General features: G+C 39.0%; 19 protein-coding genes. 11 read left to right on the forward strand and 8 right to left on the reverse strand.

What is annotated here, in order from left to right:
- Positions 1 to 11 precede the first annotated feature (11 nt).
- From H5161_RS03865 to H5161_RS03885, 5 genes are read right to left on the reverse strand one after another with little or no spacing between them, the layout of a single operon-like run.
- A complete protein-coding gene (locus H5161_RS03865) occupies positions 12 to 2,549 on the reverse strand; it encodes a glycogen/starch/alpha-glucan phosphorylase (protein WP_182768717.1) in 2,538 nt (845 codons plus the stop codon).
- Positions 2,542 to 4,605 (reverse strand): glycogen debranching protein GlgX, encoded by a 2,064-nt coding sequence (glgX, locus tag H5161_RS03870; RefSeq protein WP_182768718.1) that lies wholly within the window; start codon positions 4,603 to 4,605, stop codon positions 2,542 to 2,544. The genes H5161_RS03865 and glgX overlap by 8 nt, the downstream gene beginning before the upstream one ends.
- Complete coding sequence (gene glgB, locus H5161_RS03875; protein WP_182768719.1) at positions 4,598 to 6,805, reverse strand: 1,4-alpha-glucan branching protein GlgB; 2,208 nt, start codon at positions 6,803 to 6,805, stop codon at positions 4,598 to 4,600. The genes glgX and glgB overlap by 8 nt, the downstream gene beginning before the upstream one ends.
- On the reverse strand, positions 6,806 to 8,800 hold the full coding sequence (malQ, locus tag H5161_RS03880) for a 4-alpha-glucanotransferase (protein WP_182768720.1): 1,995 nt from the start codon (positions 8,798 to 8,800) through the stop codon (positions 6,806 to 6,808).
- A gap of 9 nt (positions 8,801 to 8,809) precedes the next feature.
- Entirely contained in the window at positions 8,810 to 9,112 is a 303-nt protein-coding gene (locus H5161_RS03885) for an isoamylase early set domain-containing protein (RefSeq protein ID WP_024595450.1), read from the reverse strand.
- Between the two features lie 386 nt (positions 9,113 to 9,498).
- Here H5161_RS03885 and H5161_RS03890 point away from each other — a divergent pair, with 386 nt between their 5' ends.
- Positions 9,499 to 10,431, forward strand: a complete 933-nt coding sequence (locus H5161_RS03890; protein WP_024595451.1) for a hypothetical protein — start codon at positions 9,499 to 9,501, stop codon at positions 10,429 to 10,431.
- Positions 10,432 to 10,490: 59 nt separating this feature from the next.
- Here H5161_RS03890 and H5161_RS03895 read toward each other — a convergent pair whose 3' ends face one another.
- Together H5161_RS03895 and H5161_RS03900 are read right to left on the reverse strand one after the other, a co-directional pair.
- On the reverse strand, positions 10,491 to 11,657 hold the full coding sequence (locus tag H5161_RS03895) for a cellulose-binding family II protein (RefSeq protein ID WP_182768721.1): 1,167 nt from the start codon (positions 11,655 to 11,657) through the stop codon (positions 10,491 to 10,493).
- 518 nt (positions 11,658 to 12,175) lie between these two features.
- On the reverse strand, positions 12,176 to 12,604 hold the full coding sequence (locus H5161_RS03900) for an Lrp/AsnC family transcriptional regulator (protein WP_182768722.1): 429 nt from the start codon (positions 12,602 to 12,604) through the stop codon (positions 12,176 to 12,178).
- Between the two features lie 194 nt (positions 12,605 to 12,798).
- Between H5161_RS03900 and H5161_RS03905 the strand changes: the two genes are divergently transcribed.
- The 4 genes from H5161_RS03905 to H5161_RS03920 are packed head-to-tail and all read left to right on the forward strand — an operon-like array spanning position 12,799 to position 17,402.
- Positions 12,799 to 14,004 (forward strand): aspartate aminotransferase family protein, encoded by a 1,206-nt coding sequence (locus H5161_RS03905; protein ID WP_182712441.1) that lies wholly within the window; start codon positions 12,799 to 12,801, stop codon positions 14,002 to 14,004.
- Between the two features lie 50 nt (positions 14,005 to 14,054).
- On the forward strand, positions 14,055 to 15,089 hold the full coding sequence (astA, locus tag H5161_RS03910) for an arginine N-succinyltransferase (RefSeq protein WP_039487594.1): 1,035 nt from the start codon (positions 14,055 to 14,057) through the stop codon (positions 15,087 to 15,089).
- Positions 15,090 to 15,096: 7 nt separating this feature from the next.
- Complete coding sequence (gene astD / locus H5161_RS03915) at positions 15,097 to 16,563, forward strand: succinylglutamate-semialdehyde dehydrogenase (RefSeq protein WP_182768723.1); 1,467 nt, start codon at positions 15,097 to 15,099, stop codon at positions 16,561 to 16,563.
- A gap of 35 nt (positions 16,564 to 16,598) precedes the next feature.
- Positions 16,599 to 17,402, forward strand: coding sequence for a DUF1338 domain-containing protein (locus H5161_RS03920; RefSeq protein WP_182752613.1), 804 nt, complete (start codon positions 16,599 to 16,601; stop codon positions 17,400 to 17,402).
- Between the two features lie 72 nt (positions 17,403 to 17,474).
- On the opposite strand, the gene H5161_RS03925 is transcribed toward H5161_RS03920, so the two are convergent.
- The gene (locus H5161_RS03925) at positions 17,475 to 18,755 is read right to left on the reverse strand and encodes a flavohemoglobin expression-modulating QEGLA motif protein (protein WP_002958615.1); all 1,281 of its coding nucleotides are present in this window, start codon (positions 18,753 to 18,755) and stop codon (positions 17,475 to 17,477) included.
- Positions 18,756 to 18,901: 146 nt separating this feature from the next.
- On the opposite strand from H5161_RS03925, the gene H5161_RS03930 reads away from it, so the two are divergent.
- From H5161_RS03930 to H5161_RS03955, 6 genes are all read left to right on the forward strand, one after another.
- On the forward strand, positions 18,902 to 19,159 hold the full coding sequence (locus H5161_RS03930) for a DUF3081 domain-containing protein (RefSeq protein ID WP_024594831.1): 258 nt from the start codon (positions 18,902 to 18,904) through the stop codon (positions 19,157 to 19,159).
- Positions 19,159 to 19,464 (forward strand): hypothetical protein, encoded by a 306-nt coding sequence (locus H5161_RS03935; protein ID WP_002958617.1) that lies wholly within the window; start codon positions 19,159 to 19,161, stop codon positions 19,462 to 19,464. The genes H5161_RS03930 and H5161_RS03935 overlap by 1 nt, the downstream gene beginning before the upstream one ends.
- 409 nt (positions 19,465 to 19,873) lie before the next feature.
- Positions 19,874 to 20,449 (forward strand): transcriptional regulator BetI, encoded by a 576-nt coding sequence (gene betI / locus H5161_RS03940; protein ID WP_024603276.1) that lies wholly within the window; start codon positions 19,874 to 19,876, stop codon positions 20,447 to 20,449.
- Between the two features lies 1 nt (position 20,450).
- Positions 20,451 to 21,914 carry a betaine-aldehyde dehydrogenase gene (gene betB / locus H5161_RS03945; protein ID WP_182768724.1) on the forward strand — a complete coding sequence of 488 codons (1,464 nt, stop codon included), beginning with the start codon at positions 20,451 to 20,453 and terminating at the stop codon, positions 21,912 to 21,914.
- An 11-nt stretch (positions 21,915 to 21,925) separates the two neighbouring features.
- The gene (gene betA, locus H5161_RS03950; protein WP_182768725.1) at positions 21,926 to 23,593 is read left to right on the forward strand and encodes a choline dehydrogenase; all 1,668 of its coding nucleotides are present in this window, start codon (positions 21,926 to 21,928) and stop codon (positions 23,591 to 23,593) included.
- Positions 23,594 to 23,751: 158 nt separating this feature from the next.
- On the forward strand, positions 23,752 to 24,969 hold the full coding sequence (locus H5161_RS03955) for a BCCT family transporter (RefSeq protein WP_182724772.1): 1,218 nt from the start codon (positions 23,752 to 23,754) through the stop codon (positions 24,967 to 24,969).
- Position 24,970: the final 1 nt, after the last annotated feature.

Consider the following 24,970-nt stretch of genomic DNA (forward strand, 5'->3'; position numbering starts at 1 on the left):
ACTCTCTCCATTTAGTCTAGGCTGTTAGTGGCATGGCTTTTAGTTGTCGTTAAGTCTGTTTCACTAATATTGAGGGGTTCTAAATGCCAAATATCTTCACTGTATTGGCTTATGGTTCTGTCACTTGAAAACATACCACTGGCTGCTGTATTTAAAATACTCATTTGTGTCCAGTAGGTCTGATCTGCGTAAGCTTTATCAACTTCTTTTTGAGCTGCTACATAACTTTCAAAATCGTGAGCAACAAGCCATGGATCGTGCGGGCTCTTAATTGCATTTGTTATGTCGTCAAATAAGCATGGTTCAAATAAATTAAAATGCCCGCTCTCGAGTAATTGCATCACATTCTTTAAATCGCTATTTTGCGATATTAAATGCTCTGGATTATAACGTGATTTAATATCGTCAATTTCGTGCGCTTGTGCGCCAAACAAAAAGAAGTTATCAGCACCAACAGCATCTCTAATTTCAATGTTTGCGCCATCCAGCGTGCCTATTGTCAATGCACCATTCATCATAAATTTCATGTTGCCAGTACCAGACGCTTCTTTGCCTGCGGTAGATACTTGCTCTGAGAGATCAGTTGCAGGACAAATAACTTCCATTGCGGTTACGTTGTAATTAGGCAAAAAGGCGACGCGTAAATATGGCGCAGCTTGAGGGTCTTTATTTATAACCTCTGCCACGTTATTAATAAGCTTAATAATTTTTTTAGCCATGTAATAACCCGGCGCTGCTTTACCACCTAATAGAACACAACGAGGAACAAGCCCTTGGGTATCCCCACGGCGAATACGGTCATATAAATGAATCACATGAAGTATGTTTAATAGCTGACGTTTGTATTCGTGGATACGTTTTACTTGTACGTCAAACATCATTGATACATCAAAATCGATATCGCAGCGCGCCTTAACTAAATCAACTAAACGTTGTTTGTTTTCACGTTTAGCATTTTGCCACTGCTCATGAAATGCCTTGTCGTCATAAAAACGACGTAGGTCACTAATTTTTGAAAAGTTTTTAACCCAATCATGGCCAATTTTTTCACCAATTAATTCACTTAATACTGGATTACAATGCGCAAGCCATCGACGAGGCGTTACACCATTTGTTTTGTTATTAAACTTATCTGGCCACAGTGCATAAAATTCTTTAAATAATCCCGCTTTTAACAGTTCAGTATGAAGTGCTGCTACGCCATTTACAGAGTAACTACCTACAATAGCTAAATAAGCCATACGAATTTGCGGCTCATCACCCTCTTCAATCAGTGACAATGAACGTTGCTTTTCAACATCTCCCGGCCATTGCTGTGCAACTTGTGCTAAAAAGCGTGCATTTATCTCGTAAATTATTTCTAAAATGCGTGGCAATAATTTTGAAAACAACGAAACAGACCATTTTTCAAGCGCTTCAGGAAGTAGCGTATGATTTGTGTAGGCCATTGTTTTAGTTGTAATTTGCCAAGCGTCGTTCCAATCTAATTCGTAATCATCAATTAAAATACGCATTAGCTCTGCAACAGCAATACTTGGGTGCGTGTCGTTTAACTGAAAAACATGAAAATCAGCAAAGTCACTAAAGCTCTCGCCATGTTGGGAAACCCATTGGTCTACTACGTCTTGAATACTCGCCGATGATAAAAAGTATTGTTGGCGTAACCTAAGCTCCTTACCATTTTCGCTGCTGTCATTTGGATACAGAACCATGGTGATCTGTTCGGCTAGATTTTTTTGTGCTACGGCTTCTGAATAACTGCCCGCATTAAATTCGGTTAAATTAAATTCATCTGTTGCCTCTGATTTCCACAGACGTAGTGTATTTACGATATTGTTTTTATACCCAGGGACAGGTACATCGTACGGTACAGCTAATACATCTTGTGAGCCCATCCATTGACGGTGCTCTCTGCCAAATTTATCTGTGTAACTTTGCACATAGCCACCAAACTTCACACGTTTTGCATGCTCTGGTGCGCCTAGCTCCCATGGATGTCCTTCACGTAGCCAGTTATCTGGTTGCTCAATTTGGTTACCATCTTTAATCGATTGATTAAACATGCCGTATTCGTATCGTAGGCCATAGCCAATAACAGGCAACGCTAAACTAGCACAGCTATCTAAAAAGCAGGCTGCAAGGCGCCCTAGCCCACCATTTCCTAGGCCAGCGTCGTGCTCGGCGTCTTCAATTGTTTCTATTGTTGTGCAGTACTCTTGTAGTGCTGAGCTTACTTGTTCATCTAAATCTAGATTTAAAACAGCATTACCTAGCGCACGCCCCATCAAAAACTCAAGAGAAAGGTAAGCCGTTTTGCGGCGTTTCTCTTGCTTAATTTGTTGATTCGTTTCTCTGCAGCGGGCCACAAGTCTGTCGCGAATAGTAAGCGCTAATGCGTGATACAAATAATGCTGCGATTCACCCACCTTATCTCGGCCGAGGGTATAATAAAAATGCCGTGTTAAGTCATCTTTAAGCGTACTTTCATCTATAACAGGACCTTCTTGCCAGCCCTTTACTACACACACTTGTTCACTTTGTTTAGCCATGACTTACATCCTCTAAATTGGCACTAAAAACCCAACTACTTTGTGCTGAAATTTCAACCATCGCATCTTCATTACTGCTCACAGATGCATTATGTACACTTGATAGAATCATTTGCCACGGCGCATTAATTGGCGATGGGGGCATTTGACAAAAAATTGTTTTTTCACTGGCATTAAATACAATCAGCAATGCATGATTGTTTTGCTTATCAAGTAAGCTATACATTAAAAACTGTCTGGTATCTTCATGCCAGTGAGCATCAGTCATGGTTTTACCTTGTTCGGTAAACCACTTAACGGTAAAACGCTCGTCTATATCATCTAAAAATACACTGTGTTTAAACGCACTGTGCGCACGTCTAATTTTTAATGCATCATCAATAAATCGTGTTAACGAATGATTAAGTTGAGAATCTTTCCAGGCAAGCCAACTAGTGCGATTATTTTGGCAATAAGCATTGTTATTCCCCCCTTGCGAGTGCGCCATTTCGCTACCAGCAGCAATCATGGGAACACCTTTTGAGAGAATTAAAGTAAGTAAAAAGTTCTTTTGTTGCTGTAAGCGCAGTGCGTTTATTTTAGAGTCGCTGGTAAAACCTTCTACCCCACAGTTAAACGAATGATTTGCACTGTGCCCATCTCGATTTTGCTCGCCATTAGCTTCGTTATGTTTATGCTCATAACTCACTAAATCAGCAAGGGTAAAACCATCATGACTCGTTATAAAATTAATACTATTGAGCGGCCCACGTTGGCTGTGCTCAAAAATATCAAACGATCCATGCAAACGTTTTGCAACGTTGGCAATAATACCCTTTTCACTTTGCCAAAAACGTCTAATTACATCGCGGTATTGATCGTTCCATTCTCGCCATGGCGGCGGGAATGCACCAAGCTGATAACCACCTGGGCCTATATCCCAAGGCTCACTTATTAACTTAACTTTGTTAAGCACAGGGTCTTGGGCAACTACTTGTAAAAAAGTATGTGCGGAGCTAAAGCCTGCTTTTGAGCGGCCTAAAATGGTCGCTAAATCAAACCTAAAACCATCAACTCCCATTTCTTCAACCCAATAACGAAGGCTATCAAGTACAAGTTGCAGTGTTTTAGGGTGGTCAATATTTATGGTATTACCACAGCCGGTATCGTTTATATATACGTCAGGCTGCCCCTCTACTGTGCGGTAATAGGCTAAGTTATCAAAGCCTCTAAGCGATAGTATAGGGCCATCCGCCCCTGCTTCAGCTGTATGGTTGTAAACAACATCTAATATGACTTCTATGTCTGCAGCATGGAGCTCTTGAACCATTTGCTTAAACTCGTTTATATCATCGTTTACCAAATAGTCTTTATGGGGCGTAAAAAAGTTAAGCGTGTTGTAACCCCAGTAGTTTTGCAAACCTTTCCCTGTTAAAAATTGCTCACTAATAAAAGAATGAACAGGCAAAAGCTCAACGGCTGTAACACCAAAGCTTTGTAAGTGTTCAATAAAGCTTGGGTGGCTTAACCCTAAAAACTTCCCTTGTAGAGATTTGGGAATTTTAGGATGACGACACGTTGTACCTTTTACATGACACTCATAAATAACCGTGTTTGACCAACGGTGGTTAGGCTTTTTATGCCTATACAACGTAGGAGCCGCTACTTTTGATTTAGGTATATCAATCGCATTATTTACAGTGCTTTTAGTACCGATGGGCATTTGCCCGTAATGGCGTTCACTCCAAGTAAACTCACCAAACAAGTCTTTTGCATATGGGTCTATCAGCAGCTTATTTTCGTTAAACAGTTGACCATTTTTAGGGTTATATTCACCCTCAACTCTAAAACCATAAAGCGCACCGGCGTTTAATGGCGAAATATGAATACTCCAAATACCCCCTTCGTTGATATTCATCGCCATTTTTAGTATTTCTGAATGGCCACTTTTATCAAACAGGCATACATAAGCTTGGCTCGCCCCAGGCGCATAAAGCGCGAAGTTGACCCCATTATCAATAACACTAGAGCCAAGTGGTTCTACATTACCGGGTGCTACATCAAATCGGTTACTCATCATCAACCTTTTGTAAATAAATAGTAGTTAAGCCACCAATGGCAATTGAAATACTGTGTTTAAAACCATGATTTGATTCGTTTATTGCCTGAACTATCAGCGAAGAATCTTTAGTTACCTCAACGCCAGAGCCAAAAAACTGAGTATCATCTGTATTTACAATGACCTTGTAACGCCCTTTACTCGGTACGCCAATAACGTAGTTTTCATAGGACGCGGGGGTAAAATTAGCAATAACAACCACAAAGTTTTTTGCGTTTTTAGCATAGCGAACAAAGCTTAAAATGCTCTGCTGATTATTATTGTTATCTATCCAGGTAAAACCAGCCGCGCTCGAATCAAGCTCATACAACGCGGGTTGGGTTTTATAAACGGTATTGAGCGCTTTTACGGTGTGCTTTATACCGCTGTGGCTTTGGTGCTCAAGTAAATGCCAATCGATAGAATGATCGTGCCCCCACTCTTTTCGCTGTGCAATTTCACCGCCCATAAATAAGAGTTTTTTACCCGGGTGTGCCCACATAAATGCGTAATAAGCGCGTAAATTTGCAAATTTTTGCCAATCATCGCCTGGCATTTTTTCAATTAACGAGCCTTTACCATGTACTACCTCATCGTGGCTTAATGGCAATATATAGTTTTCGCTAAACGCGTATACCATCGAAAAAGTCATTTCGTGATGATGATGCTGACGATAAAGTGGGTCGTGTTGCATGTAATGCAAACTATCGTTCATCCAACCCATGTTCCACTTATAACCAAAGCCTAAACCGTTGTGCTCAACACTTTGGGTGACACCCGGCCATGCTGTCGACTCCTCAGCCACCATCATAATGCCTGGGTTGTTTTTATAGCTGCGCATATTGACTTGCTTTAGGCACTCAATTGCACCTAAGTTTTCACGCCCGCCGTAACAATTAGCAACCCACTCGCCTTCTTTTCGGCTGTAATCTAAATACAACATAGAAGCTACGGCATCTACACGCAGGCCATCTAAACCAAATTGATGTAGCCAATACATAGCATTTGATATTAAAAAGCTTTTAACTTCAGGACGGTCGTAGTTATAAATGTAGGTATTCCAATCAGGATGAAACCCTTGGCGCTTATCAGCATGCTCATATAAATGGGTGCCATCAAATCGATGTAAGCCATGCGGATCGCTTGGAAAATGCCCTGGTACCCAATCAAGCAAAATACCTAAATTAGCTTTGTGGCACTGCTCTACAAAGTATTTAAAGCTGTTGTAGTCGCCAAAGCGGCTGGTAGGTGCAAATAATCCAACAGGCTGATACCCCCACGAACCATCAAACGGGTATTCACTTATTGGCATAAGTTGCAGGTGAGTAAAATTCATTTCAAGAGCGTAGCTAACGAGTTTATCGGCAAGCTCTGTGTAACTTAAATAGCGGTTGTTTTCAGCCCGTTGCCATGAGCCTAAATGCACTTCATAAATACTAATTGGTGCATCTATATGGTTACGCTTTTGTCTGTTTTGAAGTGCCTGCTCGCCAAGCTTTATAGGTTCTGGTTTATACTGCAGTACACTTGCAGTGCCAGGTGCTTGTTGCATTTTAAATGCATAAGGGTCGGCTTTTTCGAGCACCTCTCCACTTTGCGCGGTAATTGCAAATTTGTAGCACATGTCAGCTTTAAGGCCTGGTACAAATAACTCCCATACACCACTTGCAGGATGAAAGCGCATAAAGTGGCGATTCGCTTGCCAAAAGTTAAACTCACCAATAATAGAGACACTTGCCGCATTAGGCGCCCATACACAAAAACGTACACCGTCTACGTTTTGTTGAGTACTAAAATGTGCACCAAAATGCGAGTAAGCATGTTCAAGACTGCCTTCGTTAAATAAATACATTGCCTCTGCATCAAGTGTGCTTTCAAAGCTGTATTCATCATAAAAGGTAACGCTGCTATCTGTGTATTGAGCAATGCATTCATATGGCGCAGTGGGCAAAGCATCAACTTTGGCTATAAATAAGTCACTTTGCTGATAGCGTTTCGCCTTAATACTTTTATTATTTAATGTAACACTTACGCTTATTGCACAAGGTAGATAAAAACGAATTTCAACCTCAGCATCCGTTTTATGTGCCCCTAAGAAGCTAAATGGGTCTTTAAATCGCCCTGTATTTAATGCGTGTACTTGTGCATCGTAACTATTTTCATTAGTTGTACTGCTCATTTAACCTTTCCTTATTGAATCGATAGCAGCTAAAAGTGAGGCATTTTTGGTAAAAATTTCTTCACTGGTATGCGTTAATACACGTCGCCAATTAGGATATTCTTTATCTGTCCCGGGGATATTAACCGGATACTTCTGCTCATCTAAGTCATCTATTTGTATTGCAAATAAACGCGATTGAGAGCCTGCTAAACACAATGCAAGTGCGCTATAAACAGTCACTGCTTCACTATGTAATAAAAGCTCAGTTGTATTGCCATGGTGATTAATAAAACGTAGTAACCTTTGTTGCTCTTCTATTCGCTGTTGCTTTAGTTGCTCGTATTCATTGCAAGTTATAAGCTTATATTGTTGCTTAATATCTAAATCATCATGTTGCCACCAGCCTGTAAATGGAGGGACATCGTGATTGGCTATCATTAACAAACAATGTGTTGCTAGCTCATCTACCGATAAAAACTCTCCACTGTGTTGTTTCTCAAAATAAAATAAGCTGTTGGAAAAAATACCGCTAGATGCCAAAGCTTCCCTAACCTCTGGCGGTACGATGCCTAAATCTTCACCAATAACAATACTCTGATTAATATGCGATTCAATTTTTAAAATGGCAAGTAAATGCTCAAACGGATAATAAACATAACAGCCGTCTTGTTCGCCATTGCTTTCAAAGCACCACCATAGGCGTCTAATAGCCATTACGTGGTCAATTCGAAGTCCACCTACGTTTTGCATGTTTGCGCGAATGAGCGAGCGGTAAAATTGGTAGTGATTATTACTAAGGCTTTGGGGATTGAGGGCTGGGAGGCCCCAATTTTGACCTGCTTCAGCCCATGGATCGGGTGGAGCGCCTACACTTGCACCTTGGCTAAACAGCGATTGCTGGTTTTTAAATTCAGCCCCATCGCCAGCACAACCAACAGCTAAGTCGTTTATTAAGCCAATAGCCATGCCTCTCTCTGCGCAACTTTTTTGACACAGTGCAAGTTGCATATGCGCTTGCCATTGCAGGTAATAAGCAAATGTTAGGTTATCTGATTCGAGGGTATTTAACGTAGTAGAGTGAGCATTACAAAAATCAGTAAACGCTTGGCGACGCTCATCACTTGCCGTTAATTCAAACTGATTATAAAGCGCTTCAAATAACGTATACTTTATACGGCTTACATTTTCATAATCTATAAACTGATCATTACTTTTAATAAGTGCAGCGACATCATCTTGCTGCATAATGGCGTCAAGGTTTTCGTTATTTATTGCGTCTTCGCTTATTACGATAGAAATATAAAGAGGATTTAATAAAGCGCGACTATTAGGGCTATAAGGACTGGCTCGCTCTGGCATATCAGCAAATAACAAATGCAGTGGATTAAGTAATATATAATCCATGTTTTGGGAGCTGCATAGTTTTGTAAGCGCTAATAAATCGTCAAAGTCGCCAATACCAAAATTCGCTCTATTTTTTAATGTGTAAAGCTGAATAGATAATCCAGTGCGCTTTGTGTCTCCCACTTGATAGACTTGCTCAGGCACGCACCAAATTTGTGTAATAGCGTGTTGCTCACCTACCTGAACATTAGCGTCATGATAGCCAATTGGCATATTACCAATGGGTAGTGCCAGCTCAATATAGCGAACGCCATGCAAGTAATATTCACCAGTGACAGCCAAGTTATAAAGGTTATCAAATGCTAAATGCATTCCAAGTGAAGGGACATCGATATTAGCGGCTAAATATTGCTGACGTTCATTTATACGAAGCTTTAACAAACATGCAGTTTGCTCAACTAAACTCACACTAGGTACTAAATCAAGCCAAAGCGATGCATCTAAATCATAAGTTAGTTGAGCTATTCCTGCTTCATTATTTGTATCAACACCACAACATTGCAAAGCACGTTTACGCGTTTCTTCGCTAAAAAATACCTGTTCACCTGTATACTTAGTGAATTCAAAGCCAATACCATGCAGGTAAAACAACTGCGAAAGAGCATCCATTGAATCGCCTTAATTAGTGCGTTGAGTATTTACTATGCTGTTTTCTGTGCCAAATGTATTGCCGATATAACCGTCAGCTTGATGGTCGTTATCCCAAATGTCTCCATTAATCAGATAACGAAAGTGAAATTGTTGATCGATAGGTAAGCGTTGCTTAAATTTAAACACACCTTGTTTTTTATAAAGCTTCATTGGCACTGGTTTCCAATCATTAAATTCACCTAATAAGCAAACTTCTTCTGCCTCTGGATGAGAAAATTCAAAAGTAACTTCAGCTTCATCTTTTGTTTTAAAAAAACGTTTATTCAACATAGCAGGCTCCAACTAAACCAAAAAGGGTACTTAATCTTTGCCACAGGCCATACAACTAAACAAAAAGGCGATGTGGTAACCATCTAAAAATCATTAAACGTGTTATTAGTTAAACAAAACTTTATTTACGCTTTATTACAGTGCAAATAACATTTCAATTACACCAAAAAGGTGCATTAACCTTATATACAATACGCTTTAAATGATACTTAACATACAGAGCAATATTCAAACCAACAAACTATTAAAAACCTCATTAGTTCAATATATAAATATTTATAGCTGCAAATATCCGAAGAAAATTTAAAATCCTAAATTACTTTTTTTATATTACTTCATCATGGATAATACACATCATTCTAATACTCTGAAATATCATTAATTTCATGTTGAAAAAAACCATTTTAATAACTACCACCATCATTTTTTTAGTTGTAGCTGCATTTATTGGTACCTCAATTTATACCCTATACAGTAAAAAAGAAATCTCAGTTGATCCTAAATTAAAAGAAATATCAGGAATAGAATTTGATAAACAACAACGTTTATGGGCTATTAACGACGGAGGCAATGAACCAAAGCTATACAGACTCAATAAAGACGGTTCTATTGCTAAAGAAATTTTAGTTGAAAACGCTAAAAACATTGATTGGGAAGACATGACCCAAAACAAATTTGGGCACTTCTTTTTAGGCGATTTTGGTAATAACAAAAACGATCGTAGATGGCTCACTATTTATAAAATAGAAAACCCGATAGATATAAAAACAGATACGACTCAAGCAGAAATAATTAAGTTTACCTACCCCGAAATGGATGGCAGTCCTATAAAGCCTAATAACCGTAATTTTGATTTAGAGGCATTTGTAGCTCTAGGACGTCACTTATATTTATTTACTAAAAACCGCACAGAGCCATTTGATGGTATTACTAAGGTTTATAAAGTGGGCGATCATGCTGCTAATTTTAAAGCCGAGTTAATAGATTCATTTAAAACATGTACCACTTTAGAAAAGCTATGCTGGATAACATCGGCTGCTTTAAGCCCTGATCGTAAAAAGCTGATATTACTTGATTCAACCAGTATTTGGTTATTCGAAAATTTTGAGGGTGATAAGTTTTTTTCTGGCGATGTATCAAAAATTGACTTAGGAATAGTAACTCAAAAAGAAGCTGTCACTTTTTTTGATGACAATACTATTGTATTTACAGATGAAGAGTTTAAAGGTATTGGCGGTAATGCTTATTTTATAAAGCTTGATGAAGCCAAAAAAGAAATTATAAGAAAAAAGCCGACCTCAGAAAAAATACATCCATAATATAATGTTAGCTAAGCAAAAGTTCCAAAGCTTAGCTAACTTATGTAAAAGGTATCGAGTTAGTTACTCTTTTCGTTTGACGAATGGAGTGCTTTTTCTACATCAACACCTAAAATCAACACTCCAATATGGCTATTATTATCTAAAACAGGAAAACTTAGCTGTACTTGAAAATGATGTGTTGATGCATCATATGTAACGCTATCAAAGTTATAGTCCTTTGACTGTTTAAATATTTTAGTAAACTTATTCTCATCTCCTTGCCAGTAATCACTGGTTAACTTACTTATTGCTATATTTTTTCCTTGGCTATCAGTCAATATAAGCTCAGTAACAACACCTTTAAACTGCGATTGCCATTTTTTAAATACCTTAGATAACGGTAAATCAAGCATAGTTAACGCATCAGCATGCCCAACGTGTTTACTTTCTTTTATCCATAGCTGGTCTCGTTTCATAATTTCAGGCTCACTCAAAGGAGACTCATTACTTATTTGAACTTCTTCGACTAAACTAGGTAAGTTTAATAAGGTTTTAGCGCTACTATCGAGCCTATCAAGTATTTGCTTTTCTTCACTTTTTGATAGTGAAAATGGAGCTTGCGCACAAGTATTTATATTTTCATCGAACTGCTGCATAAATTCAGGAAGGCGTTTGAGAAGTGAATGCGAAGCAAATAATCCCAAAGGTACATATCTAAAAAATTCTTTTTGGTACTCGTCTTTATTAATCCCTAGCTTAGAGGCTGCTAATTCAAAATCGTCTAAATCACGTAGGATTCTATCAATCCGTTTATGGTGCATTACATTTACTATTTCTTCTAATGAATTTACCTCTACCTCAGCAATAATATTCTGAGTTTTAAACCAATTTGCTTGATAACTTCCTCTTACTGCACCGTAACGCATTTTGTTTTTTGGTTTATTAATGCTCTCTGGGTGGGTAAACCAGTACCAGCTTTCTAAAAAAATGGGGGATGATATACGTCCATAAGCTTCCATTTCAGGCATTAAATGGGTTGTGAAATATCCATCTAAGCGCTCTAACTTTACTTCTCTACGAGCACGTAACCATGGCAAGGTTTGTAGCTGAAAAGGGGCTCCCATTTCAAATAAAATACACTCGACTTGGTTGACTGCATTATTAGGTGCTGTGGTGGGTAAGTTTGTCCCAAACTGGAGAGGCTCAGTTAAACCTAACAAAAGAGTAAAAAGATATACGGGCATAATCCATTGCTAAATATTGTACAAATTAAAATAAGTATAGTCATGCATATAAAAAATTATTAATTTTCTTTACAAAATTTTGTACCTTATCAATGGCTTCAATATTTAAATCTATGATTTATTGCTATTAACTTATAAGAAGCACGCTTAAATATTTAAATTAATGCATTTATATCTAGGGTCTGTTTATCTTTGTGGATAAAAATTTGCTCACACTAGGCGCTATTTAATTGCGGCGCAAGATTTATAACCTAGTGTGCTCGATAACTGCTCCTGCGTTATTCTAATTGCTTATATCCATGTAAGAATAAGTAAAAACCGAGCAATGCTTCCGCGCCCTGCTCACGCCCCTACCCTAAATCTATGTACGCAACCAAGAGAAAATAGCGCCTAGGAAGAACCTTTTGGCGGCTGTTAATTTAACCTTGAAGGTTCAACAGACCCTAGCCTTTTTATTATTATTGACCTAGAGTATACCGAGTGTTCACTTAACGACTAAAACAAAAAATTCACTGACTCTAGCGCTTAAATTTAGTTTCTAAAATAACAGAAGATGTTGTGCGCTCCACCCCATCAAGATTTCCTATATCGTCCAACAAATGACTAAGCTGTTCTAAATTTTGAGCCTGTACCACCGCAATTAAATCAAACTCACCACTTATGGCATATAGCTGTGAAATAGCATCAATTTGCTTAAGCTCAATGTTTGTTTTAGTCGTTAATTTTTGTCTTACTTTTATAGACACATGAGCTGATACCATTTTACTAAGGTAGTCGTCACCGTAATCAACGCTATAGCCTTTAATTACACCGGTTTGTTCTAATTTGAGCATTCGGCTCTGTACTGTTGAACGAGACAAGTCAAGCATTCGCGCAAGATCAGAAATACTCGCTCTTGCATTTGTTTTTAGTACAGAAAGTAGCTTTTCATCTTGTGGAGTTATCATAATGGTTATTTTCTTCGTTATTTTGACTTTTATTTTAATCATTTTTCACAAAATAGCACTGCAATTTTAACAGCTAACCTTCGATAATGACCTCTATAAGAAATAATAACGTGTTTGCTGAAGAATAAAGGCTATATTCTTCTTTGAGTTAGCAACTAATCTTTTATCTAAGCCCATTAAATTTAGGTGTAAAAATGCAAGTAACAAGAGACTTATTTAACGACGTAATGGTACCAAACTATAACCCATCAGCAATTATCCCAGTTCGTGGTGAAGGTTCACGCGTTTGGGATCAAAATAACAATGAGTTCATTGATTTTGCCGGTGGTATTGCCGTTAACTGTTTGGGTCACTGTCATCCTGCATTAGTTAAAGCATTAAAAGAGCAAGGCGAAAAAATTTGGCATTTATCAAATGTTATGACCAATGAGCCAGCACTTCGTTTAGCTCAAAAAATGGTTGAAGCAACATTTGCTGATAAAGTTTACTTTGCAAACTCAGGTGCAGAAGCAAACGAAGCAGCCCTCAAGCTAGCGCGTCGTTATGCATTGGACGTATATGGCGCTGAAAAAACGCAAATTATTGCATTTAATAAAGGTTTCCATGGTCGTACATTCTTTACAGTAACTGTGGGCGGGCAAGCGGCTTATTCAGATGGCTTTGGTCCAAAACCTGCGGACATAGTACATTGTGATTTTAACGATATAGCGGCATTTGAAGCGCTGATCAGCGATAAAACATGTGCTGTTATGATGGAACCATTACAAGGTGAAGGCGGTATTATTTCACCAACAGATGAATTTGCTAAAAAAGTACGCGAACTTTGTACTAAACATAACGCGTTACTTATTTTTGATGAAGTACAAACGGGTGTTGGTCGCACAGGCGATTTATACGCCTATGAAGGTTTAGGGGTTGTTCCTGACATTTTAACAACGGCAAAAGCATTGGGTGGTGGTTTTCCTATTGGCGCTATGATCACTCGTACACCTATTGCTGAGCATTTAAAAATTGGTACTCACGGTTCTACTTATGGCGGAAACGCACTTGCTTGTGCTGTGGCCGAAGCGGCATTTGATACAGTAAATACACCAGACGTACTAAACGGTGTTAAAGAGCGCGAGCAATTATTCCGTGACGGATTAAACGCAATTAACGAAAAATATAACGTATTTAGCGAAGTACGTGGTAAAGGCTTATTAATTGGCGCAGTACTAAATGACAAATTTGAAGGCCGCGCACGCGACTTTTTAATAGCCAGTGCTAATAATGGTTTGATGAATCTTGTAGCGGGTATGAATGTAATTCGTTTTACACCGTCTTTAATTATTCCGTTTGAAGATATTAAAGAAGGCTTAGCGCGCTTTGAAAAAGCCGTTAGCGACGTAGTAAACGGTTAATATAGTTTAAATTAGCACGCCTAATGGCGTGCTATTGGAGCAAGCAATAAATGCAAGTATTACGTCCTATTACTGCCAATGATTTTGACGCGCTTAAACAAATAGCGATTGAATCCGGTCATGGGTTTACCTCTTTACCTGTGGACGATACACAGCTTAAAGAAAAAATTGAACGTGCTGAAAAAAGCTTTGCCAAAAACATTAACCAGCCACTTGATGAAAGCTATTTATTTGTTTTAGAAGACAGTGAAACAGGTGACGTTATTGGCACAACCGCTATAGAAGCCGCGGTAGGTTTATCGGTGCCTTTATATCATTATCATTTGGGTAAAACAGTACACCACTCGCCTACCTTAAATGTATATAACACCGTTGATATTTTAAGCATGTGTAACGACTACACTGGTTGCTCAGAAATATGTACATTATTTTTGCGCGAAAATAGCCGTAAAGGCCTAACGGGTCGATTTTTATCTCGTTCACGCTTTTTGTTTATGGCTCAGCACAGCGAGCGTTTTGCCGATACTGTTATCGCAGAAATGCGCGGTGTTAGCGACGAAGACGGTCATTCTCCTTTTTGGCAATGGCTACAAGAGCACTTTTTTAGTATCGAATTTCCACAAGCGGATCACTTAGTTGGCTTAGGCGATAAGGTGTTTATTAGCGAGTTAATGCCTAAATACCCTATTTATGTGAACTTGCTTAGTAAAAAAGCCCAAGCAGTGATTGGCCATGTGCATGAAAAAACAAAACCTGCGCTAAAACTATTAGAAAAGGAAGGTTTTGAGCACAGAGGCTACGTTGACTTATTTGACGCAGGCCCAACGGTTGAAGCAAAGCTTGGTAATATTCGCAGCATTCGCGACTCTCAAGTTTGCCCTATTACTATTGGTGAGCTTGATCACATATCACAAAATAGCTCTGATACGCTGGCTGTATGTAATCAAGGCGTAAGTGGCTTTAGAGCAACATTTACCAAAGACGCACACTACAATCATGCAAAACATACCCTCGTCATTAGCCAAGATGTGGCTAATGCGCTTAATTTAAGCCAAGGAGATGCAGCGCGATTTTTTCGCCTGTAAATAATTTATGAATACACACCTAATTAATAATCAGTGGCATGTGGGACTTGGTCCAGCATTTGAGTCAATCAATCCAAGTAATGGCGATGTGGTATGGCAAGGTAATGGCGCAAACACTGATCAAGTAAATTCAGCTATAAAAGCAGCTAGAGCCGCGCAATTACAATGGGCAGACAAACCACTTAAAGAGCGTATCGCCATTTTAGAAAACTTCGCAGCACAATTAAAAGAACACAGCGAAGAATTTGCTACTATTATTGCACGCGAAACGGGTAAGCCATTATGGGAAACCCGCACCGAAGTGGGCGCAATGACAGGTAAAGTAGCTATATCTGTAAAAGCGTACCATGAGCGTACAGGTACAACCGAAAACCCAATGCCCGGTGCTAAAGCGTTTATTAGACACAAACCGCATGGCGTTGTGGCTATTTTTGGCCCATATAACTTTCCGGGGCATTTACCAAACGGGCATATTGTTCCTGCAATTTTAGCCGGTAATACTGTTGTATTTAAGCCATCAGAATTGACTCCACACGTTGCAGAATTTACCCTCTCACTTTGGTTAAAAGCAGGTTTGCCAGCGGGTGTTATTAACCTTGTGCAAGGTGAAATTGAAACTGGTAAAGCGCTTGCTTCTCATAAAGATATAGATGGCTTGTTTTTTACCGGTAGCTCAAACACAGGCCACTTATTACATAAACAGTTTGCAGGACACCCTGGCAAAATTTTAGCGCTTGAAATGGGCGGCAATAATCCTCTTATTGTAAAAGATGTGAGCGATATAAGCGCCGCTGTACACGATATTATTCAATCAGGCTTTATTACCTCAGGTCAACGTTGTACGTGTGCACGTCGCTTATTTATTGGAAAATCAGCCAACGGCGATGCTATTTTAGAAAAGCTAATAAGCGCAACTAAAAACATAGTTGTAGACGACAGCTTTGCTACAGAGCAGCCTTTTATGGGTGCAATGATAAGCGAAAAAGCAGCACTGGGTATGGTCGCCGCGCAAAGTGAATTAGTCTCAAAAGGTGCACAAATCCTTGTTGAACTTAAGCAATTAAAACCAGGCACAGGTTTTGTAAGCCCGGGCATTATTGATGTAACAAGCATTACCGACATGCCAGATGAAGAGCATTTTGGACCGCTAATTAAAGTGTATCGTTATACCGACTTTGACAGCGCAATTATTGAAGCCAACAACACAAGCTTTGGTTTATCTGCAGGTTTACTTAGCGACAGTGAAGATGACTACACTCACTTTTTAAAGCGCATCCGTGCCGGTATTGTTAACTGGAACCGCCCTATTACGGGTGCCTCAAGTGCAGCTCCATTTGGCGGTATTGGCGCCAGTGGTAATCACAGAGCAAGTGCATACTATGCCGCCGATTATTGCGCATACCCTGTCGCATCTGTGGAGTCAGACAAAGTGAGCTTACCGCAAACCCTAGCGCCGGGCTTAGTAATTGAATAAGCAATAAAACCAAATTTTAGATTTAAGGACTTAACATGCATACTGATGTAAACACATTATTTGAGAACCTTTGGGAAAACTATTTAAACGTAACTCCATCGGCAGATAAAATTCATGACCTTTTAGGGTCAACGCAAAAAGATGACATCATTAACGATCATATTGCGCTGCGTACATTTAATATAGAAAAAGTGGGTCTTGAAAAGCTCGCCGCTCACTTTTTAGCAATTGGTTACAAAGAATGTGGTGAGTACCACTTTGAAGCTAAAAAACTTTACGCAAAACACTATGAGCATAGCGATCCTAGTCAGCCAAAAGTATTTATCTCTGAACTATTAGTAGAAAAATGCTCGCCAGAGTTACAAGCCATCGTGACAGATATGGTAAGTCAAATTGACGAAAGTGCAGTTACAGCAGACAACTTTTTATATTCAGGCACGCATTGGCAAGTAAGCACCGATACTTACAAACAACTGCTAGCTGAAAGCGAATATGCAGCGTGGATGTCGGCGTGGGGTTACCGTGCCAATCACTTTACCGTAAATATTAATACGCTTGCTAAGTTTGATAACATTCATGATGTTAACCAAGCCCTAAAAGACGCCGGCTTTTCGCTTAATACGTCAGGCGGTGAAGTTAAAGGCTCACCAGAGGTGTTACTAGAGCAATCGTCAACACTTGCTGATGAATACTCAGTTACCTTTAGTGACGGTGATATGAGCATTCCTAGCTGCTTTTATGAGTTTGCTATTCGTTACCCTAAAGCAGACGGCGAGCTTTATACTGGTTTTGTTGCAGCCTCAGCTGACAAAATATTTGAAAGCACCAATGCTCGATAGCAAAACCTAAAGTACCTTATTTTAAAAAGCCCGTTATGGGCTTTTTTTATGTCGGTAGGTTATGTTGATTAATTATAAAAATAACGGTTTATAATCGTTTTCTAACTTTTCAAACGATAAATCGCCAATAAAGCGGCCAAAGCTCAACCAAGTTGCCAAACCACGTAAGTCTTTAAAGTGTGGTGGCACAAATTGTGGGCTCTCTATTACACCTAAATCATGAAGCTGCGATATTAATCTAAAATCATCTATCGATATTTTACCTACCAGTAATAAAGGGAGTCTATCTATTCGACCAAGCTGTATTGCAACGCGTATTAAGTTATAAACCAGTACAAAGCCTTTAATGTAAGCAATATCTTTTGTAAAAGGCAAACCTGTTGGCGTACTGCCTCTAAATACACGCTGCGCAAGTGTGTAGCTGTCATCTTTTGATAAACCTTGCGCTACGTAATCACGGTAAATGTCTACAAACTCAGCGCCATCTATTACCTTTGTAACGGCTTGAATACGATTCACTAATTTAGATAAACGCCTTGGGGTTGATTTTAATGTAATAATTTCGGTAAGGACCGCTAAGCCTTCTTGGGTAATAGTAGAGCTTGGCGTACCTTTACTCAAACACGTTAAATAAGGCTGAGCTAAACCATTTTGAGTGGTACCGACGTGTATCCACCCTTCGTGAACTTCTAAGATATCAAGTTCACGCTGCGAAAACTTAACATCTTGATTAAGCTTTATATTATTAGCACCTGCGGCTGCATCACTAACAATACCATCGCTAAGCATCACCTCTACGTTTATTCCTGCCATACTAGCGGTTACTTGCTCAGACAAAATACGCACTGCATCAACAGCATCAATATTTTTAGGGTCGTCAGGCAGTATGTCGGCTATAAGTAAATTTTGCAGCGGTTTATCTAGCATATTAGCTAGCTCAGAAAGTGAGGGCTCACCGGCATGAAATAAATCTTTAGGGTGACCAAATAACTCCACCGATAAGTCATGAAACTCTGGTGTGCCACGATACTCAAGCATGCTTAATACTGTTTTATACTCTGTGCACATTTTTCCCATGTATTGAGCTATGGGATTTAACTGACCCAATTGGTTAATAATGTTACGGTGCAAAGTAGAAAACGCTTGGCGTAACTCGCTAGGTACAAAACCAAGATCGCGCTGTTGATAGTATGCACGATCGATCAGTGGATTTTTTTGACATTTTTGTCTAAAAAACTCCTCTTTAGTTTGTTTATCCCAATTAATAGCATCGAGTATCCTAATAGGCGTTTGCAATGCAATTAATTGATCCGATAACTCACGAGTTTTTAGTAGTAACGCCTTGTCTATCATGGTGTAAGCTCAACAATAAATAAGTTTTGAGCATAATTTAAAAAGGCCAAATTACAAAGCAATATCACATTTTTTTAGCTATTGTTTTTAAGATGATCGACCCTCATATCTATATCGTATTAGCTTTTTAATAAAAGGTATAAAACATGAAAAACGAACTCGACAATAAACAGATTTTAGCCGTATATGAACGCATAATTCAAAAAGGTGAAATGACTGATGAAGGCAAACATTATCAGGGAGTTACTGCATATTCAGACGTAGACGGTTACACCGTATATCTACAAGGTAGCGGCGTAGAACTGCGCTTTGGTTTTCATAATACTTACCACCTTAACTACGAGCATGAAAAGCATAAAGACGACTTTTTGAAAAAATTATATAACATTGCAAACGAGAGCTAATGCACCCACGAAAACTCAGACACCGCCCGACCAGTAAGCTCAATACTACTTTTATTAATCAAGTAGTAGAAGAGCTTAAAGCTAATCCAAGTAAAGTCTCTATTATTCAAGACAACCTAGAACAGTACCGTTCTCAAACTCATTTAAAGCGTGGTTTTTTACTGGCTATAGAGCGCTTTGATTGGGTATTTGAAGCAAGCAAAGATATTGATTTCATTTGCCAGCAAATTTTAGCTGATGACTACATTGGCAATAGACTAAGACGTTACCCCCTACTTTTTAAAGGCGTTATTAATAATGCCTAACCTTTCAATACTAAGCGCTTTAAAGCGATAAAACCACAAAGTTTACTCTCCATATAAATTTATTAGAGCACTAAGCAATTGCAGGTTTAGTGTTCTTTTGTATCAAAATAATACTATTAGTACTCTAACTATTATTGTTCTAATGGTTTTTTGACATTTTATTCATTTATTTCTGTAAACAAATCATTACTATTATTAAATTTAAAAATTAAATTCTCAAGCTACTGTTTTAAATAAAATTAAATAAATAAAAACCACATCTTCTTTGTCCTATTAATTGCTCTTTTATTAATGATTAATCTACATTTTGGCATCTAGATATTTACCTCAACCTTGAATTGTTAGAGCTATTACCTTAAGCTTATCTTTATTGAACGTTCAATTAATAAAAATTATGCCTAAAGTTGGAATGGAACCTGTCAGGCGTCAGCAGCTAATTGACGCAACTATAGAATCTGTTGCGACGAATGGATTACAAGGAACGACTATAAACAGCATTAGTAAAAATGCAGGTTTATCGTCGGGTATTATTAGTCATTATTTTGGTGGTAAGCAGGGGTTGATTGAAGCCACTGTTCGATACTTACTGACAAGCTTAAAACAAGACTTGATAGGCAAAGTAAATCATCAAACAAATGCGACTGAACGTTTAATGTTTATTATCGAAGCCAACTTTGCGCTTGTACAACAGCGTAATGATACAACCCGAACGTGGTTAAGTTTTTGGGCGCAATCGATGCATGATGAAGAATTACACCGACTACAAAATGTAAACAGTAAACGCTTGCAAAGTAATTTAGCATTTTCTTTTAAACAATTAATGCCTATTGAGCAAGCAAATCAAGCTGCAGAACTTAGCGCCGCAATGATCGATGGCCTATGGTTAAGAGCAGTACTGAGTAAATCAGACAATAATCAGTTTAAACACTGTGAAAAGTTAGCAAAAAGCTATGTACTTTCACTTATCAAGCAATATGGAGCCTAGCGTGACTACACCTGTCTATCAAAATTTTATTAACGGCCATTTTCTTGCAAACCAGAACGGCAAAACATTTGATGTAACAAACCCAGCAACGGGCGAGGTTATTTACGCAGTAGAAATTGCCGACAAATTTATTCAAAACGCAGCCATTGAGAGTGCAAAGCAAGGTTTTGCTCAGTGGTCAGCAATGACACCCATTGAACGTAGCCGCATTTTATTAAAAGCAGTGGCTATTTTACGCGAGCGTAACGATGAACTAGCACTTGTAGAAGTACTCGACACCGGTAAACCAATGCAAGAAGCAAATTGTGTTGATATTGAAACTGGCGCTGATGTAATTGAATACTTTGCAGGTCTTGCGCCAGCACAGGTAGGCCAACAACAAATGGTTGGTGATGACTTTTACTACACACGCAAAGAGCCATTAGGTATTTGTGCGGGTATTGGTGCATGGAACTACCCACTACAAATTGCATGTTGGAAGTCAGGCCCTGCTCTTGCTGCTGGGAATGCATTTATATTCAAACCATCTGAAGAAACACCACTTGGCGCAATTAAACTTGCAGAAGTATTTGTTGAAGCTGGCGTACCTGCAGGTGTGTTTAATGTTGTTCAAGGCGCGGGCGATGTAGGCCAGTGGCTAACGCAGCATAGCGATATTGATAAAGTATCGTTTACGGGTGAAGTAGGCACAGGTAAAAAAGTAGTAGCGAGTGCTGCCGGTACGTTAAAAGATGTCACGATGGAACTTGGTGGTAAATCTCCACTATTAGTATTTGATGATGCCAACATAGAGCAAGCGGTTAGCGCTGCTATGTTAGGTAACTTTTATACGCAAGGCGAAATTTGTACTAACTGTACACGTATTTACGTTCACAAAAATGTATATCAGCAGTTTATTGATGAGCTTAAAGCGCGCACTGAGAAAAACATTATTGCTGGCGACCCACAAGATTTAAATACTAACTTTGGCGCACTTATCTCTAAAAAGCATCAAGAACTAGTAATGAGCTACGTTAATAAAGGTATTGAAGAAGGCGCAACACTACTAACCGGTGGTACAACGCTTTCACCTGAATCTGCACCTAATGGATACTTTGTAGCACCAACTGTGTTTATTGATTGTAATGACGATATGACTATTGTTAAAGAAGAAATATTTGGTCCAGTAATGAGCGTGCTTGTTTTTGACGATGAAGACGATGTGATTGCACGCGCTAACGGTACACACCTAGGCTTAGCTGCTGGCGTATTTACGAGTGATATTAAACGTGCTCACCGCGTAATTCATAAGTTACAAGCCGGTATTTGTTGGATTAATGCATACGGTAACTCACCGGCTGAAATGCCAGTTGGCGGTTACAAGCAATCGGGTATTGGCCGTGAAAATGGTATACAAACGCTTGATAAATACACGCAAACTAAGTCTATTTATGTTGGTATGGCCGACATAGAAAGCCCATTTTAAGGCGCCCTACTATGAGTAATCATTACGACTATATTATTGTTGGCGCGGGTTCGGCGGGTTGTGTTTTAGCCAACCGTTTATCTGAAGATTCAAGTAACCGCGTGTTACTACTTGAAACTGGCGGTAGCGATAAAAGTATTTTTATAAAAATGCCAACCGCGTTATCTATTCCTATGAATAGTGAAAAATACGCATGGCAGTTTCATACGCAGCCTGAGCCTCATTTAGATAATCGTGAAATGCATTGCCCACGAGGCAAAGTATTAGGCGGCTCGTCATCTATTAATGGCATGGTGTATGTACGCGGCCATGCAAAAGATTTTGACGAATGGCAGCAACACGGTGCAAACGGCTGGGATTACAAATCGTGTTTACCGTATTTTCAAAAGGCAGAAAGCTTTTACCTTGGTGAAAATACTTACCGAGGTGGCAAAGGTCCGCTTGGCGTTAATAACGGCAACGAAATGAAAAACCCGCTTTACCGCACCTTTATAAAAGCAGGTGTGCAAGCCGGTTATGCTTCTACTGATGATTATAATGCGTCGCAGCAAGAGGGTTTTGGCCCAATGCACATGACCGTAAAAGACGGCGTGCGCAGCTCTGCTTCTCGTGAGTACTTAGACCCGGTTAAATCGCGTAGTAATTTAACGATTATTACAGGTGCACTAGCACAGCGCGTGATTTTAGATGGCAAGAAAGCTACTGGCATCGAATACAAAGTAAATGGCGACGTTAAAACTGCATATGCTGAAAAAGACGTTGTATTAAGTGCAGGCCCAATCGGCTCTCCACATATTTTACAACTCTCTGGTATTGGTGACACACAAGCGCTTGAAAAAGCAGGCGTTGAAGTACAGCATCATCTACCAGGTGTTGGTCAAAACTTACAAGATCATCTTGAGTTTTACTTTCAATACAAGTGTAAGCAACCTATCACGCTTAACGGCAAGCTAGGCATTGTTTCAAAAGGTTTGATTGGCGCGCGCTGGTTATTAACGCGTTCGGGTTTAGGTGCAACGAATCATTTTGAATCGTGTGCGTTTATTCGCTCAAAACCAGGTGTTGAATGGCCAGATATTCAGTATCACTTTTTACCAGCGGCTATGCGTTACGACGGTAGAAGTGCATTTGCAGGTCATGGTTTTCAGGTACATGTTGGTCATAACAAACCAAAAAGCCGTGGTAGTGTGACTATTGCTTCTGCGAACCCTGAGCAACCACCAACCATTTTATTTAATTACCTTGAACACCAAGACGATATTGAAGGCTTTAGAGCGTGCGTTCGCTTAACACGCGACATAATCGAACAAAGTGCCTTTGATGAATACCGCGATGAAGAAATTCAACCAGGTAAACATATTCAAACAGATGAAGAAATAGATGCCTTTGTACGCCAAGCCGTAGAAAGTGCCTACCACCCTTCTTGCTCATGCAAAATGGGTGAAGATGATATGGCCGTTGTTAATTCAAATACGCAAGTACATGGTATTGAAGGACTACGTGTTGTTGACTCATCTATATTCCCAACAGTTCCTAACGGAAACTTGAATGCGCCTACTATTATGGTTGCCGAAAAAGCAGCTGACATAATTTTAGGTAAAGAACCATTACAGAAATCGGATGTGAATGTTGCCATAACAACAAACTGGCAAGAAACACAACGTAGTACGGAGATCTAACTTTAGCCACATGCTTAGGTTTAGTCTCGTCGGGCTAAACCAATGCGTGCCTTGCAGTGGCACACGATGTAAATAGGTTACGTTGTGTTAATGCGAGAATAAAACAATAAAATACGGAGTGCTTATGAATTATTTTTATTCATTACTGGAGGGTAACAATGACTATTTGGCTTAATGCAGGCATCATTTTTACCTTACTTGCTATTATCACTATTTTAATTAAATGGGGTAATGTTCGCGTAGTAGGTGTAACACCAGTTCGAACCTTTACCTTTATAGCAATACTATTTACTTCTGGCCTAGATGTTGGCCTTATTATGTTTCCTTTAACTGAGTTTGCAGGTTATGCAGACATAAAAGCAAGCCCAGAATACGCGTTTGCAAATCCACTGGCTATTGAGTTTGGCTACTGGGGATTTTTGATCTGGGGATTTTACTTTCTTACGTGCTTTTATTTCTGTGTAATAGAACCTAAAGTGAAATTTTTCGAAATTCCTTGGGTTAAATTTATCAATAACGTTGTAATTATTGGTACATGTGCATTTACCGCTTATTTGCTGCTTACAAACCTACCGTGGTATTTACCCGAATTAGGTGATGGAACAAGTATAGTTTCTGAGTTTTACTTAATTGTGTTTGCTGCTATCTGTTTTGCTGTGTACTCAAGTACTGATATTAAATATGTACGTATTTTAAGTATTTCTACTACGTGGTTATTCTTAGCTTTAATCGCCTTTATGTGGACTGGCGCATTTGTGATAGGTGATGGTCAAATGTCAGCATTTACAGATAACTTAGGTTCTATTGGTACTTACTTTGCAAACATTAATGAATTTGTTTTACCGCTTAATGATTACCATGAGTTTTACTTATTCTGGTGGTTTGCGTGGAGCATAATGATTGGTCAATTTACATCACGCTTTGTTGGTGGACTTAAAACATACCAAGTATTAGCTGCAATGTTGATTTTCCCTTCTATTCCTATTGCGATTTGGTTTAGCGTACTTTATCACTACCATGAAGCGGGCATCCCAACTCAAGGTATTAAAAACTTCGCTATGGTATTTGTAGGTATTGTATTTGTAATTAACTCACTTGATTCGTTAGTGCGTTTATATACAGATAACCTAAACTTTACCGTAAAGCGTTTTGGCAAAATGAAATACATAATCGGAAATGTTGTTGCTCTATCATTACTTACACTATTGTTTAAATTAGAATTTTTACAAATTCAGTGGGTAGGCGCATTAGTTATCGGCTTGTTCTTTATCTGTGCAGCCTTTATTGGTTACAGTAAATTTAAAACAGTAACGAATATAGATAGCTCACCAAAAGCAAACGCAATTGATTACACAAAAATAGACACAGTACACTAGG

Origin of the sequence: Pseudoalteromonas sp. SG43-5 (genome assembly GCF_014164345.1) — a bacterium.
Lineage (GTDB): Bacteria > Pseudomonadota > Gammaproteobacteria > Enterobacterales > Alteromonadaceae > Pseudoalteromonas > Pseudoalteromonas distincta.